The following is a 15906-nucleotide window of genomic DNA, read 5'->3' as shown; positions in this document are numbered from 1 at the left end:
ACATTAGTGTTGCCACCACTGATTGTCCCGGCGTTGGTGATGACCATCGGCGCGTTGTTCAGGCTGCTGATGCCAATTGTGCTGCCGGTGATCGAAGCGCCAACGGCATTGCTGACATCGGCCGTGCCGCCGGAGATTTGCACTGCAGATCCGGCAGTCCCGGTAACGGAGCCACTGTTGGTCAGCGTAGCATTCCGGCTGGTCGAGATGCCGGTTGAACCCGAGACTGAGCCCTGGTTCTCTATGTTCGAAGTGACGGCATTGGCAGAAATGCCGATGCCTGCCGCATCGACGATACCGCTCTGGAGAAGCTGAAACGTGCCGTTGTTCGTGCTACCCGTTATTCCGATAGCGGATAGGCCAGTCGTCCGCACCGTACCGCTGTTGTTGATAACGATATTGCTACTACCCGAAGCTGCTTGCCCATAGATCCCGTAGGCGCCGGATCCTGCCGTCGTGATCTTGCCAGCATTCGTGATATTGATGCCGCCGGTGGTGAAGACATGGATGCCGCGTCCATTTGAGCCTGAGGTCGTGATCTCGCCGTTATTGACTACCGTCCCCGATGAGGTGCCTGTCGAGCCACGGAGCATGATTCCGAAGGTATTGTTTTGCGTCGTGTTGATGCGGGCGCCCGACTCAACCGTGATCACTGCTGCCCCCGAAACAGTTGTGTTGGAAGTGGGAAGCCCGAAGCCGACCGTATAGCCGCCAGTCGGCGGCGCCCCTGTCGATGTGTCGACAATGGCTCCGGCGGACAGACTGAGGTTAACGTTCTGACCCGTATATCCCACACCATTGGCATAGGGGTTGCCGGATGGGCTGCAGGTGATCGTCGTGCCGGTGCCACACTCGTTCGCCGCCCAGGCAGCGGGAATCGCAGTGCCCAGCAGGATAGCAACGGCGCTCGTGGACAACACGAGCCGATTGCCGTACTGCCTGGCGGTGCCTCGTGATAAGCCAAAAGGAATCATGTTTCCGGCGCCCCCAGCGAAACAAAGTTACTTGATTAAGAATCAGGCAGAACATTAAAAGCATAGAAGAGGATTATTTTAACAGCAATATAAGCAAGTTGTTGATTGGGGAGAAGAAGAGAATTCTCGAGAATCGCTTCTATTCTCTATGTCATTCTTGCGATACAGCATCGTTGGCGAATAAGACGGCCATCACATTTCAGTACTCTGAGGGGAACCGAAAAAGTCACCAGCGACAAGATCAAGGCATCACGCTTTCGGAAATCAAATGTCTATTGACACTATTTTCCGATGCCAATTCACCACGCTGCGACTATATTCGCATTACCTGCTCGTAAAATGCAGAAGACCCAAACATCCTAAAGTGAATCAATATTCCACGTTTAATCACAATCGGACATGGCTTTCGGAATGGCAAGTTTAACAAGAGTTTCGATGAAGCCCATCTTTTGAGGGTCAATATATGAGCCTTGATGAAGCAACACATCCGATCTGATATTGTCCCCGTTAACGGCCTCATTGATACGATGAGAGATCGTGGCTGCCGCAGAGGCGGCGGCGTCGTACGATTCCGAGTCGGTGCGGTCGGAGCCACGAGCGACCAGCGCAATTATGTGACCTTTCTGGCGTATGATCATGCCTGGAAGCACAGCCTTTAACGGGCGGCTTAGCTGCATGAGCGCTGCTGCGTGGATCGCGGCGAAAGAGGGTCGTGGCACGGAATCGCCCTCGACATTGAACGAAACACAGTTCACTAGAACGTCAATCCGCCCAATCGATTGGCACTGACGATCCAGTTCCTCGATTATCCCGGCTTCGCTTTCAGTGGAAACCACTCCTGACCCGTCAGTTGAAACCGTGAATGGTACATCAATCCAATATACACCGCTTCCCCGTGCCTCGAACGCCGTGGCCAGGTCAGGCCTGACTTCCTCGTCAACTCCAACCAGGAGGATCGCGTGTTGTTTTGGCTTTAACATATCAAAGTCAACTCCGATAAGAACAGCAGTAAGCTGCGGTGCCGGCGATACTCTGGATTGATTTGAGAGGCCGGAATGGCCGTTAATTCGCGCAAAACGTGTCCAATGTCGCAGGAAACACCTTCCACATTGGAGGCAAAGGCTCTCAAGCTGAGGAGTTAAAATCTAACCAATTGTTTTATATAATAAAAAGTGCTGCCAAAATGGGTGTTTTTGCTGGCGGAAATGTGTCCTGAACGTCAGGACGGTTGGATTTTAATCGTGGAAGCAATGCATATTCTGATAACCTTTTTATTACCTCGTGAAATCGCAAGAGTGTCCGTTTTCAAGACTTCATCGGTTAACCAGTTGGCCGGTTAGCGCAGCTGCCGGTGCAGCGTATAAAGATAGGAATTGAGCAGTTCCACTGCACGATCTGTCAGACGGGCATATTGGCGACGTCCGTCGTCAGGATCATTCCACTTTTCAATCAATCCCGTTTCTTCCATCTCATCCAGCCTGCGGGATGCCGTCGACGCTGATACTCCGGATGCAATGTAGAGGCTCGAAATCGAAACATTGCGTTGCAGCAAACGGTTCTCCATAAGATCGAGAAGCATATACCATGCCGGATCTGCGAACAGTTTGTCGGTGAAATAGCGAGTTCGAATGTCGCGTGTTTGCAGGAGTTCGAGCAGCCGTTCCGTAGAAGGCGTATCATTTTCACTGGGATTGTTGCTGATATTCTCAACCGGCACAACAGCCGACTGCTGCATCTTGTCAGGAAACGACATCAGCATCTCGGAGAGGCGCTTTGCTTCCTCGCTGATACGGTGCAGATGCTCTTTTCCTTCGGTCCACGCATTTACGGCGCTTCGTTGTTCTCTTGCCCGGAGCGCACAACGCTCGACAGCTTCGAGCAACTGTTCCCGGCGCACAGGTTTTTGGAGAAAATCCACTGCCTCCAAGCGCAGCGCTGCAACCGTATTATCAATCGTGGCGTGGCCAGTGACGAATATCACCTGCAGCCATTTCCGATCATCATAGCGCTCACGTATCGCCTTGAGCAATTCAATTCCATTCATGCCAGGCATGCGGATATCGCTGACAATGACGTCTATATCTGGGGTCGTTTCAAGAAAACGGAGCGCATCCACGGCCCTATTGGCCCGAATGCAATCATACCCGCCATCGGTCAGTGCCGTGCCAAGCACACCGAGCAAAGCGATTTCATCGTCCACGAGCAGCACTCTCGATTTCGATGCAACAGTGACGGGAACGCTCATGAGCCTAGCCTTCTAATTCGTAGATAACTGTTCAACAGATTCCGCATTTTCGTATTCTCGCATCAGAATGCGAAACTCTGCGCCGCTGCCCGTGTTGCACGCTTCGATGCTACCACCGAGATCACGGGCCATTCCATAGCTGAGTGACAATCCCAATCCCGTACCTTTGCCAATCGGCTTCGTCGTAAAGAACGGTTCGAAAAGGCGGTCAAGAACACCTGATGCGATTCCGGGGCCTGAATCCGCAATCCTTATCTCGATCATACCTGGATGATCACTATCGACAATACTGACCTCAATCCACTCGTAGGAGTCAAAGCTCTCGTTCACAGGGCCTGGCTTTTCAAGGATTGCATCGCGGGCATTCAAGAGGATATTCAGCACGATTTGTTCCAAGAGAGTTAAATCGCCCAGTATTTGAAACCGACCAAACTTATAGTTCTTTATTAATCCAATTCCCGAGTTCTCAATCTGCGTTTGCGCCAGCGACAGAGCTCCATCTACGGCACGAGCTGGATCAAGCGGATGCGCGCGTCCATCTGTACGGTGACCATAAATTCGCATGTGCCCCACAATAGCTGCAGTTCGTTCAATCTGCTCGCTGACCAACTGGAGACTGGTATCAACAAATTCCTGCTCAGCGTTGCCCGTTTTGATCCTTTCGCGGAGATTATCGAGCGCCATGGTGATTGTTGCCAATGGCTGATTGATTTCGTGGGCAATGCCTGTTGCCATCTCACCGAGCGTAATCATTTTGCCGGACTGGTAGATCGCCAGCTCGGCCGCACGCCGCTCGGTGATGTCGAAGCCGATCGCCACCAAGTTTTTAATTGATCCGTCATTGGCGCGAATGGACGTTACCGTCCACGAGAGTTCACGCTTCTGGCCGCTGCGCGAAACAACATTGCGGTTTGTTTGATAAGGCAAACGGTCGATGATGGACTGCAATTCATGGCCAAGCGCATATTCAAGAGGATTGGTACCCGTGTCCATCGCTGCGGCTTGAACGGTCTCGAGCTGGAAGATTTCCCGAAAAGCCGAGTTGGCAACGACAAATTGACCCTGAGCGTCCGTAACCGCCACGAGCGCACCACCGGTGTTCAGGATCGATTCCAGAAACTCCCGCTCCTGGCGCTCCCGCGCAATATCGAGCGTACTTGACATCAGTGAAGCGCGATTTTTGATGTATTTTCCAAAGATTATGCCAAGTGCAACAAGCGCAGCAAACAATGCGAGTAGAGCAGTGACTATTATGCCCGATACCGTTAGCCACGCCCGATAAATCGGCCCGGTTGGAACCCCAACATAGGCGAGTAGTGGGGCCGCCGATGATTTACTATAGGCGAATATCCGCTCGATACCCGTTCGAACGGAAGGGCCAACAACGATCCCCCCACCGTCTCTGATAACGGTTTGGGCCAACGCGCTAAGGTTTCTTCCGATTACTTCCGTAACGTTCGACGCACGAACAACTCCATCCTGTCCAACAAGACCAACGACGCGTCCGCTCTGTTCCTGCAGAGTGTTATAAAAGCCGTAAAGATATGGCCCATCAACAACGACCAGGATGAAACCATTGAAGCTCCCGTCCTCGGAAAGAATTTTCCTGGCATAATTCATTGTCCAGCCGCTCCAATCCTTCCTTCCTCCAAAGTCTGTCTGATAGGGTGGGCTGACGTATCGAACCAGCCCGGGTTCTGTACTCAATATCTTAAATGAAGCGTCCGCGGACAAATCCCGGCCAACTGGATAGGTCAGAACGTTGCTCGCAACGACGTGCCCGACCTTGTCCACGATGGCGATGGCGGTCGCTGCCGGTTCGGCTTTCGCACGACGATTTAACACTTCCGACAACATGTCCTGTGAAACGATCGGATTGGCACGGTCTTCCATCACGGCACGACTGACTGCTTCCAATGAGACAAAAATTTGAGTGGTGTGCTCCGATAGAGCTCTCGCCAGATTCATTGCGTCCTGGCTCGCAGCGTTCATCCTGCTATGATAATCCTGCCAGATCATTGTGACTGCGCCGATAAAGGCGATCGACATAACAAAAGTTACTGCCGTCCAATAGGAGGCAATTGTCCGCCGGTCCATTTTTCTATGGAGACTCATTTTCCCACGCCCGCTCGTTGATCGGCCATACTAGTATATGCGCCGCTATCAATAGCAACTTTCGGTGGCTGGGGGTACGTCATGCAATCGTCCCAACCTTTGGCTTCAATTACATCAATGCATTTCCGGATGCTCTTCGCTGGACACCAGGACAGCGCAGACCCATATCAGACTGTACTGGCTGCAATCAAAACTGTTTCACATTTGCTGATTTCCTTGGAAGACAGGGCTGTTCAGTGTTTTTTCGTGAGATGAACGGAAATCACGCTCATTCCGCACAGGGTGACGCGGCCCTAGTCGGAATTCCGGCCGAATGCCTTTCTAGCATCCGGCCGGAACAATGTGCACCATTTCTACCCGGTAATCAGAAGTCGAACCGGGCAGGTGCTGCGTCCGGACGTCGTCAAGAACTGGCGTCCGGTTTTCGTTACCAGGTGATCTTGAGACCGCCCGAAACCGTGCCGGCCACATTGGTGCTGCCACCAAACTCGACCGATGCCCGACCAAACAGGCCGACATTCTTGGACAGTTTGGCTACTGCGCCGACACCAACATCATATCGCGTGCCGCGCGTATCATTGCCAATGGCATTGTCGGACGCGGTGAGACCGTTCCTGCCCTTGAACTCATGCTTGACATTGGCATCGACGTAGGTCGTGACCGACTTGACGAATTTCTTCTTCTTCGGCTGTTCGACAACAACCTTGGTCTTCACCTTGCCATTGGCCTTCGCTTTGCCCTTTGCCGGCTTTTCTGGAGCTGGCATCAAGGAGACCTCATCTTCCTGATCATCACCAAAGAAGAAGGTCTTCTCCAGGCGGATACCAAGACGTCCGCGCAGAGATTCTGCTTCCTGACCCCGAACAGCAACGCCGGTGCTGTCGACAAAATTGTCCGCTGTCACTTTCGACCAGGTCAGCTGTGCCTGCGGCTGCAGAACGACATTGTTGCCAAGATCAAAACCATACCCTGTCTCAATCGATGCCGAGCTGGCCTTGCCATGATAGTTGTGGCCAATATCGAAACCTGAAACAGACTTGGCTGAAACACCGAAATCGAGCCAATCCTGCTTGACGACCGCATCGACATAGGCGCCGGTGCCGGGCTTGGTTGATGTTGGCGCATTCTGCTGCCACGTCGCATAGGCTCCAATGCCCTTGCTGGAGATCGAGCCACTTGCGGTGCGACCACGAACATCAAAGTTCGAATGGGCATATTCACCGAACACGCCAACGGTCAACTTGTCGCCGGGGGTGAACGCACCGCCAAGCGAATAGTCGCCGCCAATCTGCACGCCGCCTGTCGTCAGATCAAAACCATGGCCATTGTAGCCGGTGATGCTCTTCGGCGAATAGGAACCGGTCTTGCCAATGCCGCGGGTCCAGGCATGGAAGCCATCTTCCATATCCTCCGAACGCAGTTCACCAACACGCTCGTGGAACGTGTCAAGCGTCGTCAGGACGTGCTCCTGTGCTCCGGCAAGCGCGACGTTGTAGCCCGGAACCGTATCAACGACGTGGCCGGCGCCAGGATTGCCGGGGTCGGTTGGATCACTCTCACGCGACTGCAGATACCAGTTCTGGCCGTCGGCCTTGTAGACATCGTAGTCGTAGATGCCTGCGACGACGGCATGCGCCAGCTTGAACTCGGCATTGCTTTCGCCGCCGATCTCCACGACCTTGATGCCGTCGGTTGGATTGGAACCAGTCAGCCCTCCGGTGCCGCCCATATTGTTAACGGCGATTTTTCCCGTGCCTGACGTGTCGCCGGCGATCACAACCTTATCGGTCTGCCCGTTAGCGCCACCCTCGTTGAGAACCGTGTTGAGAACAAGTGTGCCCCCACTACCGATGTAATTGCCGCCCACCGTTAATTGGTTACCCACGCCGGAGCCGGCAACGATAACACTGCCACTGTTGGCAAGATCACCGAGGATACGGAAGTTGGCCTCGCCCTTGGGGCCGCCGGTCAAGCCGATCGCATCGCCGACCGCAATCACACCATCATTGGTCACATTGCCTGCAATGCTACCATAACCGCCGAGCACGGCACCCGCTGACACATTCACCGCCGTGCTACCGGAAAGTGCGGCATCCGTGCTTGTCGCCGTGCCGACGACAAGCGCGCCCCCCTTCACTGCCGTATCGCCCGTATAGGTATTATTGGCCGTAAGGATCAGTGTGCCGTAATCGGTCTTCACCAGACCTCCGGAACCGGTCAGTTCCGATTTGATCGTCGCGGTCATATCCGCACCTGCACGCGAGCCAACACCAACACGAACAACACTCTCCTTTTCGGAGAGCTTGATCGCATCACCTTCGACGACATAACCATCGGTTGCGAACTGCATGCCCGCAGCGGCAACCTGGCCCTTATTGTTGTCAACAGTCACGGTTCCGGCCGCACCCTGGAAGATGGCGAATTCACCATTCCACTGACTATTGATCGCTCCATTTGCGTCGGTCCAGTTCACATTTGAAGCGTCCCAGATGCCATCCCCGCCGGCAATCACGCCGTCGCCGCGCTGCATATTGCCATCGACAGGCGTGATCGTGCCGTCCCAGAAATTGAGCTTCACTCCCGCAGCACTGATCAGATTGACTTGCTTATCAATCGCCGTCTGGATTGAAAGATCAGCCGAATTGATGCCGCCAGGCAACGTGCCAAGAGCAAAGCCGTTATCAGTAAGCGAGCCGCCATAGTCAAAGATGCGGTAAACGCCCGCGCCGAATCCACCGAGATCCGAGACATTGAGCTTCCCGGCAATTGTCAGATCGCCCTTCACATCGAACAAGCCGTTGCTGCTGGGCGCGCCCAGTGCCACGTCAACATTGGCATATTCATTCAATGCCAGATTGCCATCGATCGTCAGAACCTGACCCTGGCGGCCGACAAGCGTCCCCCCGTAGCCAACGTCAACTTCACCAGCAATCACGCCAGAACCTGCTAACATTCCGTCATATTGCACAGTCAGATTTGGTGTTGCCAACGCACCGTCGACAACCAATGTTCCGGATTCAACTGAGGCCGATTGTGAGAAGGTGCTGGAACCCGTCAGGGTCCAATTGGCCGGAGTATTATCCGGATCCATCCAATCACTATGCAGCTGCAAAACCTGAAAGTTCTTGAACTTCGAGATATCCTCGCTTCCCGTTCCGGTTAGCTCTAGAGAGTTATATGCATTGTTGCCGACGCTGCCGATGACATCACCCTTGATGACGGAACCGGTCTTGAGCCGCAGGCTGTTCCAGTTAAACGAATCGGACTGGGCAAAGGCAATGGCAACGCCGCCCGTACCTTCGATCGTACCGGCGTTGACGATGCTCATACCAACACCATCAACCCCAATGCCGGTATTGCCAGTAATCGTGCCCGCATTGTCTAAGGCAGAATTACCAGGGGCAGTACCGTACAGGGCACCCGTATAAATGCCATAAGCACCACCTTCGATGCGGCCGGACGCGAGATTTTGAATATTGGCAAAGCCGCCGCCAATATAAATGCCGGCACCTGCTCCTAGATCGTCATAGCTGGCGTCTCCTTCGACAAGGGTCGTACCGGTTCCCTTTATCGTTCCGGCATTGGTCAAGGTATGATAAGAAGACCGCCCCAACATAAGGCCGCCGGCTCCGCTGATCGTTGCGCCTTCCTTGTTGTTGACCGTGCTGCTCGCATAGAGGTATGCACCGGCGCCAGTTCCGCCCTCGATCGTCCCGGCGTTATCCAGATTGACCCACGTATTAAAATAGGCCGAGCTAATCCCGCGACGGCCACCACTAATGGTGGAGCCAGCTTCATTGGTTATGTTGAACGAACCGGAATTCGCTACATCGATACCGTCACCACTGGTCCCGCCAAGAATCTGACCGCCACCGGCATTAAGAATCTCGGTTCCATACCACAATGAGATCGCTGTCCTTCCACCGGAAATAGTTCCGTAGTTGGCAATGGACTTTGACTTGTCACCGTCTGTCTTGCCGCTGTTGGTGCCATATACGCCTACATTACCGCCGGAAATCGTGCCGTGGTTTTCAACCTTCAAGCCATCCCAAGCATTGATCCCATTGCTGCCGCCACCGATCGTCCCGCCCGCCAGATTGGTGATTGAAATTGTGTCCAAATTGCTGAGGTAATTGGTTCCGCTCTGTAGGCCAATATAACTGCCATAAATAGAGCCTGCGTTTATAACTGCGCTCGCGTCTCCAATAAGCTGAACGCCATATCCGCCACTGCCAGGGTCGTAGTTAATCGTTCCGTTATTAACGACAGTCCAGTTCAGGGCGTCAATTCCGCCAAGAGCAAAACCGGCAGCTGGCGTGTTAGGACTGACCGTCACCCCGTCCTGTACCAGAACCGCGCCCCCAGATGCAGGAAGCTGCACCGCGGATGTCTGGTCAGAGTCAATGACAAGGTCATAGCTTTGACCAAATGCAGGAACAGCCAACACTGATACGAGTGCCGTCGACAGTCCCAGTCGCTTGATGGAGGAGCTGATGGAGAGCCCTCCTCTGCGTTTAGATTTCGTTTGCATGTTATGAACTCACTGTTGTGCGCTGACGCCACTGGCCGGCAGCTGGATCGTTTGATTGTTGTGTAAGTTGGCGATAATCGGCGTGGCGAAGCATCGGGCTCTTCCGATGAAGAGCCCGCCACATGCCTTCAGTTGATTGATCGCCTTAGTTTTTCAGCGCGACAGCGCGGTTGAATGCGCTTTGGAAGCCATCAAGGGTGATGGTGAAATTTGCATCCTTACCCTCATCCGTCATAGTTTTGACCGCCGCCGCCTTACCGTTCCCCAATGCAGCTAGCATTTTGGCATCGGCTTTGATGCCGACAATGCAACCCGCAGGAACGCATGTTCGGAATGGATTGGCTTCACTCGCCTTGCCATCATCGATTTGAAGAATGGCGCCACTGTCCAACTTAAGACCAAGTGGCAACACTAACAGAGCGTCTGCCTCTTTCCCCTTAGGCTGAATCTCAACGGCCAAGAAGCGCTGGCTTGGGCCATTCTTGACCTGACGAACCTGCTCCTGTTGCAGGATACAGTTCTTGGTCTGCTTGTCGTCAACACCACAGATGACTGTCCAGGCGCCATACTGTTCACGCAATGATGTTGCACCTCCTGGCAGCCCACTGTCGGAGGCTAGGGCCGGGTTACAGATTGCAAGCGCGGCAATGCCAGCGCCTGCGAGAGAAAGTAGAACTGATTTGAGCATTTGAATTTCCTTTTAAGCACGTCGAACCAAGAGGTCCGCACGTGCATTCGTTTTTCTGTATCCCGGCTGGCCAAAAAGCGCGGTCGTGCCAAAGGACTCTGAATGTCATTTCTATGGGGCGTCGCTGCGCACCCTCGCCCTCAGAAATCCAGCAAGAGTGTCGCGATGAATACCCAGAACAACAGGCAGACAGCGATCACTCCGATCCAGATCGGCAGCAAAATATGAGGAGGGCCTTTGATTTCCTGCTCTGCCCTTGCTTCCGAACACGATGTCGTCAGGTGCTGCGGATGACCTTCCCCGCTGCAATCCGCCTTCAGCACAGCGCGACGAACCTTTTGCTCCGGGTGGTCACAACTGGATGCATTTCCATTGGATCCCTGTTTCATCATGACAACGCCCGCTCCCGTTACGATGCAGTCAACACTGTCATCGGGGCGACATTCACATGCGTTTGGAAGGCCGCTTGGCCTGCTATTTCTTATAAAAATGCCCAAAAGTAATTCGGAACTGGTTCCATTTCGGGACCATTTCAGATTGAAGAAGGCTCTGATCCTCCAACCTACTGAAATTGCTAAATTGTTATGCTTTCATATTGGAAGCGATTATAGGCGATAAGCGGTTCTGCGGCGTCATGCTAAGTGGGGAGCATGAGGATACGTAGTGCAGTCCGGGACGACGTATCTCGTCGTCGTTGAATTTCAACAGCATCGGCCGCGGTGAAACGACGCGTTGTAAGATTGCGACGCTGAGTGCGGTCAATTGTTATAAACATATTTTATTTTCACCACCTGGGGTCAGCTCTCAGTGCAAATCAACACACCGGTGTACCCACAATTCCACAGACAGATGCAATCGTTACAGCATTGAGGCCATCCGTATTGGGCATGCCCAGCGTATTTGCCATGTAGCTCAATGTGAAAGCACTCAGCAGATAGACATTGGCATGGTGGGTTCCGTTGCAAATGAAGAAGCTGGGTCAGGTTATTATTCTGAATATGTAATATTCTGGCATCTATGCCAGCAGTTACTTTGGCATGCCTTGCGGGCGAATATGGCGTTTCTGGGCAGCGATCCGAAAAATGGCATTCGGTCCTCCATATCCCCCGTAACCGCGCCGCTCGACGATCTCGAAGAAGAAACCCTCGCCATAATTGGGACTATAGAGCTGGAAATACTCGCCGTATTCATCGCGGTCATAGAGAATATTGGCCGCTTTCAGCCTGTCGGACAGATCGGGATCAAGCCCGAAACGCGCTTCGACGTCATCATAGTAATTCGGTGAGATTTCCAGAGGCGTAAAGCCGTTGGCATTTAGCGCCGCGGCGGTCGCAAAGATATCACCCGTTTCGAATGCAAGGTGCTGCATGCTGGAGCCAAATTTTTCCGCGAGAAAATGACCCGCGAGGGTCCGGCGATTTTCCGCGCCGTTCATGGTGATGCGCAGCGAGCCCGCCTCGTTCTCGACGACCTGGCTGCGAACGATGCCCGAGGGATCGATAATATCGACCATCGGTGTCTTCTTCGCCTTCAGAATGGAAGTGTAGAACAGAAGCCATGTGAGCATTTCATCGAAATTCATGGTTTGCGCCACATGGTCGAAACGCAGCAACCCGGCATCCCCCAATGCCCCGGCGTCATCGACCGGGTCGAACTCCTCGTCCCAAATGCCGGCAAGTCCGGGCTTGTTGTCGACGAAATAGAGAATATCCCCGCCGACACCACGAACCGCCGGCATGCTGATCCCGGACGGTCCCGCGGGCTGTTCAAAGGGTTCGGCGCCCAATGCCAGTGCACGTTCAAATCCAGCACGTGCATCGGCGACATCGAGACCGAGCGCATAGGCCGACATGCCGTGGACCGCGTGGGAGGAATGGGCAAAACCCTGCCGCTCGGTATTGATTATGAGGTTGATCGCGCCCTGGCTGTAGCGGTCGACGCGCTTGGTTCTGTGTTTGCCGGTCTTGCGGAAGCCCAACACCCGTAGAAGCGAGGCAAGGTCCTCCGCCTCATCCGCACTCGCCGCAAATTCCACAAACGCAACACCGTTCACCTCGACCGCATCGGGCATGGGCGGAACGATCATGGCAACGTCCGGTTCACGCCGCACCACCTGATCGCCGAGATAAACCAGCGAGCGGTGCCCGTCGACGGCTATGGATTTCGGCGAGCCGCCGCGGAACTGGTCATTGAAGATTTCGAGGGACAGATAGCCATCATATCCTGTTGCCGCCACGGACCGCATGAAGTCGAGAACGGGAAGATCGCCCTCGCCCGGCATGTTGCGGTAGTGGCGGCTCCAATGGAGAAGGTCCATGCTGATCAGCGGCGCGTCGGCAAGTTGGATGATGAAGATTTTCTCCTTGGGGATCGAGCGGATCGAGCCGACATCGATCTTGCGCGCCAGCGTATGAAAACTGTCAAGGATCAGGCCGATATTGGCGTGACCGGCACGCCGCACGATCTCCCAGGCATCGCGATGATCATTGATATGCCGCCCCCAGGCTAGCGCCTCATAGCCGACGCGCAGGTCGCGTTTGGCCGCCCGCTCGCCCAGTTCATGGAAATCCGCCGCCGCACGGTCAAGGCCGCCGAGTGCCACCGGCGAGACATTCGAACACACCAGCACCAGGTCGGTGCCCAGTTCCTGCATCACGTCGAATTTGCGCTCCGCCCGGTCGAAGGTGCGTGACCGCTGCGGTTCCGGCATGCCTTCAAAATCGCGAAACGGCTGGAAAAGCGTGATTTCCAGCCCGTGATCCCGGACCATCCTGCCCACATCGCGCGCGCTGCCGTCAAAAGCAAGAAAATCATTCTCGAATATTTCGACGCCGTCAAAGCCGGCCCTGGCGATCGCGCTGAGTTTTTCCGGCAGTTCGCCGCTGAGCGAAACGGTTGCAATCGATGTTTTCATGCGACGCCTCCGCGGGGTGACAGTGACAGGATTGCGCGTGCCTCCGGGCAGTTTGCCGCCCGGCGTCCGTAACGCATGACCGTCTGCGCAGCCATCTCGACCAGTTCGGCGTTGCTTTGGGCCAGCCGCTCCCTCGTTATGCGAATATTGTCTTCAAGACCCGTGCGCACCGCGTGCGCCTCGCGGCGCAGGGCCCATTCCATGACGCTTGCCTGATGACGGCCAATTCCCGCTGCCGTCCATGTTGCCTTCGGCAGAACCCGCCGCAACTCCTCCAGCAGGATGTCAAGCAGGTGTTCATCGGCCGGCAGGGCATTTTCGACACCCATGACGAACTGCACATGCGGGCGGTCATCCATCAATCCGGCATCAACCAGCCGCCGCGCGCCGTGCAGATGCGAGAGGTCAAAAATCTCGATCTCCGGCCGGATGGCATGCTGCTGCATCCGGCCGGCAAGATCATGCACAAGCGTAGTGTGGTTCTCGTAGACGATGGAGGGAAAGTTGACCGAGCCCGTCGACAGCGATGCCATATCCGGCCCGAGATAAAGCGATGAACCGCGCAGCCCCGGATCACGGCCACGTCCGCCGGTGGAAAACTGCACAATCATGCCCGGACAATACCTGATGACGCCATCCTGCACTTCAGCAAATTTTTCCGGCGACGAGGACGGGCTCTCATCGGGATTGCGCACATGGATATGCACCAGCGATGCTCCGGCCTCATAGGCCGCATGCGTTGATTCAATCTGCTCGGACGGACTGACCGGCACGGCCGGATTGTCCTTCTTGCGTGGCACCGATCCGGTGATAGCAACTGCAATGACGACTGGGTTCATTCGGGCCCCTCCCTTGGCCGTATTGAAATCACCGCACAGGACCGCTTTTGCACTCGTTCGAGCAGCGGTTCCGCGCTCTCTTGACATGAACGTACCAGTTCGTACATTATACGTCAATCGCAGACCGAACCACCGGTGACGTCGCGATGGGGAGAAGATGGGAGGAACCATGCAGCCGAACCGCGCCTATGCGCAGCTTTGTTCGCCGTTGAAGCGGGATGCAGCGCCATGACGGGCGGGCACCCGATTCTGGTCCTTAACGGGCCCAACCTCAACCTTTTGGGAAAGCGCCAGCCAGAAATCTACGGCAAGGAGACGCTTGACGATGTCGAGGCGGACTGCGTGCGCCATGCCGCCAAGCTCGGGCTTTCCGTTGATTTCCGCCAGAGCAATGCCGAGCACGAACTGATCACGTGGATCCACGAGGCGCGCGAGCGTGTCTCGGGCATTGTCATCAATCCTGCCGGCTATTCCCACACCTCCGTCGCGATCATGGATGCGCTGGCCGCTTGCCCCTGCCCGATCATCGAGGTTCACATCTCCAACATTCACCGGCGCGAGGCGTTCCGCAATCACAGCTACATATCCCATGTGGCAACCGGGGTGATCTGCGGTTGCGGCACGCAGGGCTACACCCTTGCCCTGACCTGCCTTGCCGCACATCTGGAAAAGGCCAACCGATGACGCCATCACCATCCCCGCATTTTCTTCTGGGCCTGATCGGATCAGGCATTCAGCAATCGCGCACCCCCGCCCTGCATGAGCGCGAAGGAGACGAACAAGGCTTGCGGCTGCTGTATCAGACCATCGACCTGGAGCGGATCGACGTTGGCCCCGAAGCACTGCCGGACCTGCTGATCGCCGCGGAACGCATGGGCTTTGCCGGGCTGAACGTGACCCATCCCTGCAAGCAGGCGATCATTCCCCATCTCGACGAACTTTCTCCCGATGCTGCAGCGCTTGGAGCGGTCAATACGGTCGTCCTGCATGGCGGCCGCCGCATTGGTCACAACACCGACTGGTGGGGTTTTTCGGAAAGCTTCAAGCGCGGCCTGCCCGGTGCATCCCTGTCTTCGGTGGTACAGCTTGGCGCGGGCGGTGCCGGCGCTGCGGTTGCGCACGCGCTTCTGACCTTAGGCGTTAGCGAGCTCGTGCTGATGGACAAAGACCTCGCCCGTGCAGAAGAGACCGCGGCAGCGCTCAACCAACGCTTCGAGCGTTTCGGCAACAGCCGCGTGCGCGTGTCGCGCGATTTGGCCGCCGATATGGCAACGGCCGACGGGCTGGTGCACTGCACCCCGACAGGGATGGACAAATATCCCGGAACACCCCTGCCCGTCGAATGGCTGCACCCGCAACTCTGGGTCGCCGAAATCGTCTATTTTCCACTTGAAACCGCCCTGCTGCGCGCAGCACACCATCTCGGCTGCCGCACGCTTGATGGCGGCGGCATGGCGGTGTTCCAGGCTGTCGAAGCGTTTCGTCTGTTTACCGGGGTGAGGCCCGATCACGAGCGCATGCTGCGCCATTTTATCCAACTCGGCTCCGGAGCGAAGGAGGCCGCAGCCTGAGCCGGGCACCCATGAAAGCCTTGAGGAGG

At 55.4% G+C, this 15906-nt stretch carries 11 protein-coding genes; 3 read left to right on the top strand and 8 right to left on the bottom strand.

Going from position 1 to position 15906, the window contains the following annotated elements; genetic code table 11:
• Positions 1–39: 39 nt before the first annotated feature.
• Complete coding sequence (locus ACZ5FP_RS25230; protein WP_464665245.1) at positions 40–315, top strand: hypothetical protein; 276 nt, start codon at positions 40–42, stop codon at positions 313–315.
• 1042 nt (positions 316–1357) lie between these two features.
• Here ACZ5FP_RS25230 and ACZ5FP_RS25225 read toward each other — a convergent pair.
• From ACZ5FP_RS25225 to ACZ5FP_RS25190, 8 genes are all read right to left on the bottom strand, one after another.
• Complete coding sequence (locus tag ACZ5FP_RS25225; protein ID WP_464665244.1) at positions 1358–1954, bottom strand: SDR family oxidoreductase; 597 nt, start codon at positions 1952–1954, stop codon at positions 1358–1360.
• Positions 1955–2310: 356 nt separating this feature from the next.
• Positions 2311–3219, bottom strand: coding sequence for a response regulator (locus ACZ5FP_RS25220; protein ID WP_464665243.1), 909 nt, complete (start codon positions 3217–3219; stop codon positions 2311–2313).
• Positions 3220–3231: 12 nt separating this feature from the next.
• Positions 3232–5334 carry an ATP-binding protein gene (locus ACZ5FP_RS25215; RefSeq protein WP_464665242.1) on the bottom strand — a complete coding sequence of 701 codons (2103 nt, stop codon included), beginning with the start codon at positions 5332–5334 and terminating at the stop codon, positions 3232–3234.
• A 427-nt stretch (positions 5335–5761) separates the two neighbouring features.
• Positions 5762–9865 (bottom strand): autotransporter outer membrane beta-barrel domain-containing protein, encoded by a 4104-nt coding sequence (locus ACZ5FP_RS25210; protein ID WP_464665241.1) that lies wholly within the window; start codon positions 9863–9865, stop codon positions 5762–5764.
• A gap of 145 nt (positions 9866–10010) precedes the next feature.
• A complete protein-coding gene (locus ACZ5FP_RS25205) occupies positions 10011–10553 on the bottom strand; it encodes an invasion associated locus B family protein (protein WP_464665240.1) in 543 nt (180 codons plus the stop codon).
• Between the two features lie 140 nt (positions 10554–10693).
• The gene (locus tag ACZ5FP_RS25200; protein WP_464665239.1) at positions 10694–10945 is read right to left on the bottom strand and encodes a hypothetical protein; all 252 of its coding nucleotides are present in this window, start codon (positions 10943–10945) and stop codon (positions 10694–10696) included.
• Positions 10946–11580: 635 nt separating this feature from the next.
• A complete protein-coding gene (locus ACZ5FP_RS25195) occupies positions 11581–13467 on the bottom strand; it encodes a bifunctional sugar phosphate isomerase/epimerase/4-hydroxyphenylpyruvate dioxygenase family protein (RefSeq protein ID WP_464665238.1) in 1887 nt (628 codons plus the stop codon).
• Positions 13464–14306, bottom strand: a complete 843-nt coding sequence (locus tag ACZ5FP_RS25190; RefSeq protein ID WP_464665237.1) for a 3-oxoadipate:acetyl-CoA acetyltransferase — start codon at positions 14304–14306, stop codon at positions 13464–13466. Before ACZ5FP_RS25190 ends, ACZ5FP_RS25195 begins: the two co-directional genes overlap by 4 nt.
• A 228-nt stretch (positions 14307–14534) precedes the next feature.
• Between ACZ5FP_RS25190 and aroQ the strand changes: the two genes are divergently transcribed.
• Positions 14535–14990: a type II 3-dehydroquinate dehydratase gene (gene aroQ / locus ACZ5FP_RS25185; RefSeq protein ID WP_464665236.1), complete on the top strand. Its 456-nt coding sequence runs from the start codon at positions 14535–14537 to the stop codon at positions 14988–14990.
• The gene (locus tag ACZ5FP_RS25180) at positions 14987–15877 is read left to right on the top strand and encodes a shikimate dehydrogenase (protein ID WP_464665235.1); all 891 of its coding nucleotides are present in this window, start codon (positions 14987–14989) and stop codon (positions 15875–15877) included. Before aroQ ends, ACZ5FP_RS25180 begins: the two co-directional genes overlap by 4 nt.
• Positions 15878–15906 lie beyond the last annotated feature (29 nt).

Source organism: Phyllobacterium sp. T2-21, from assembly GCF_055378485.1.
This window is presented reverse-complemented; position numbering and strand designations above follow the sequence as displayed.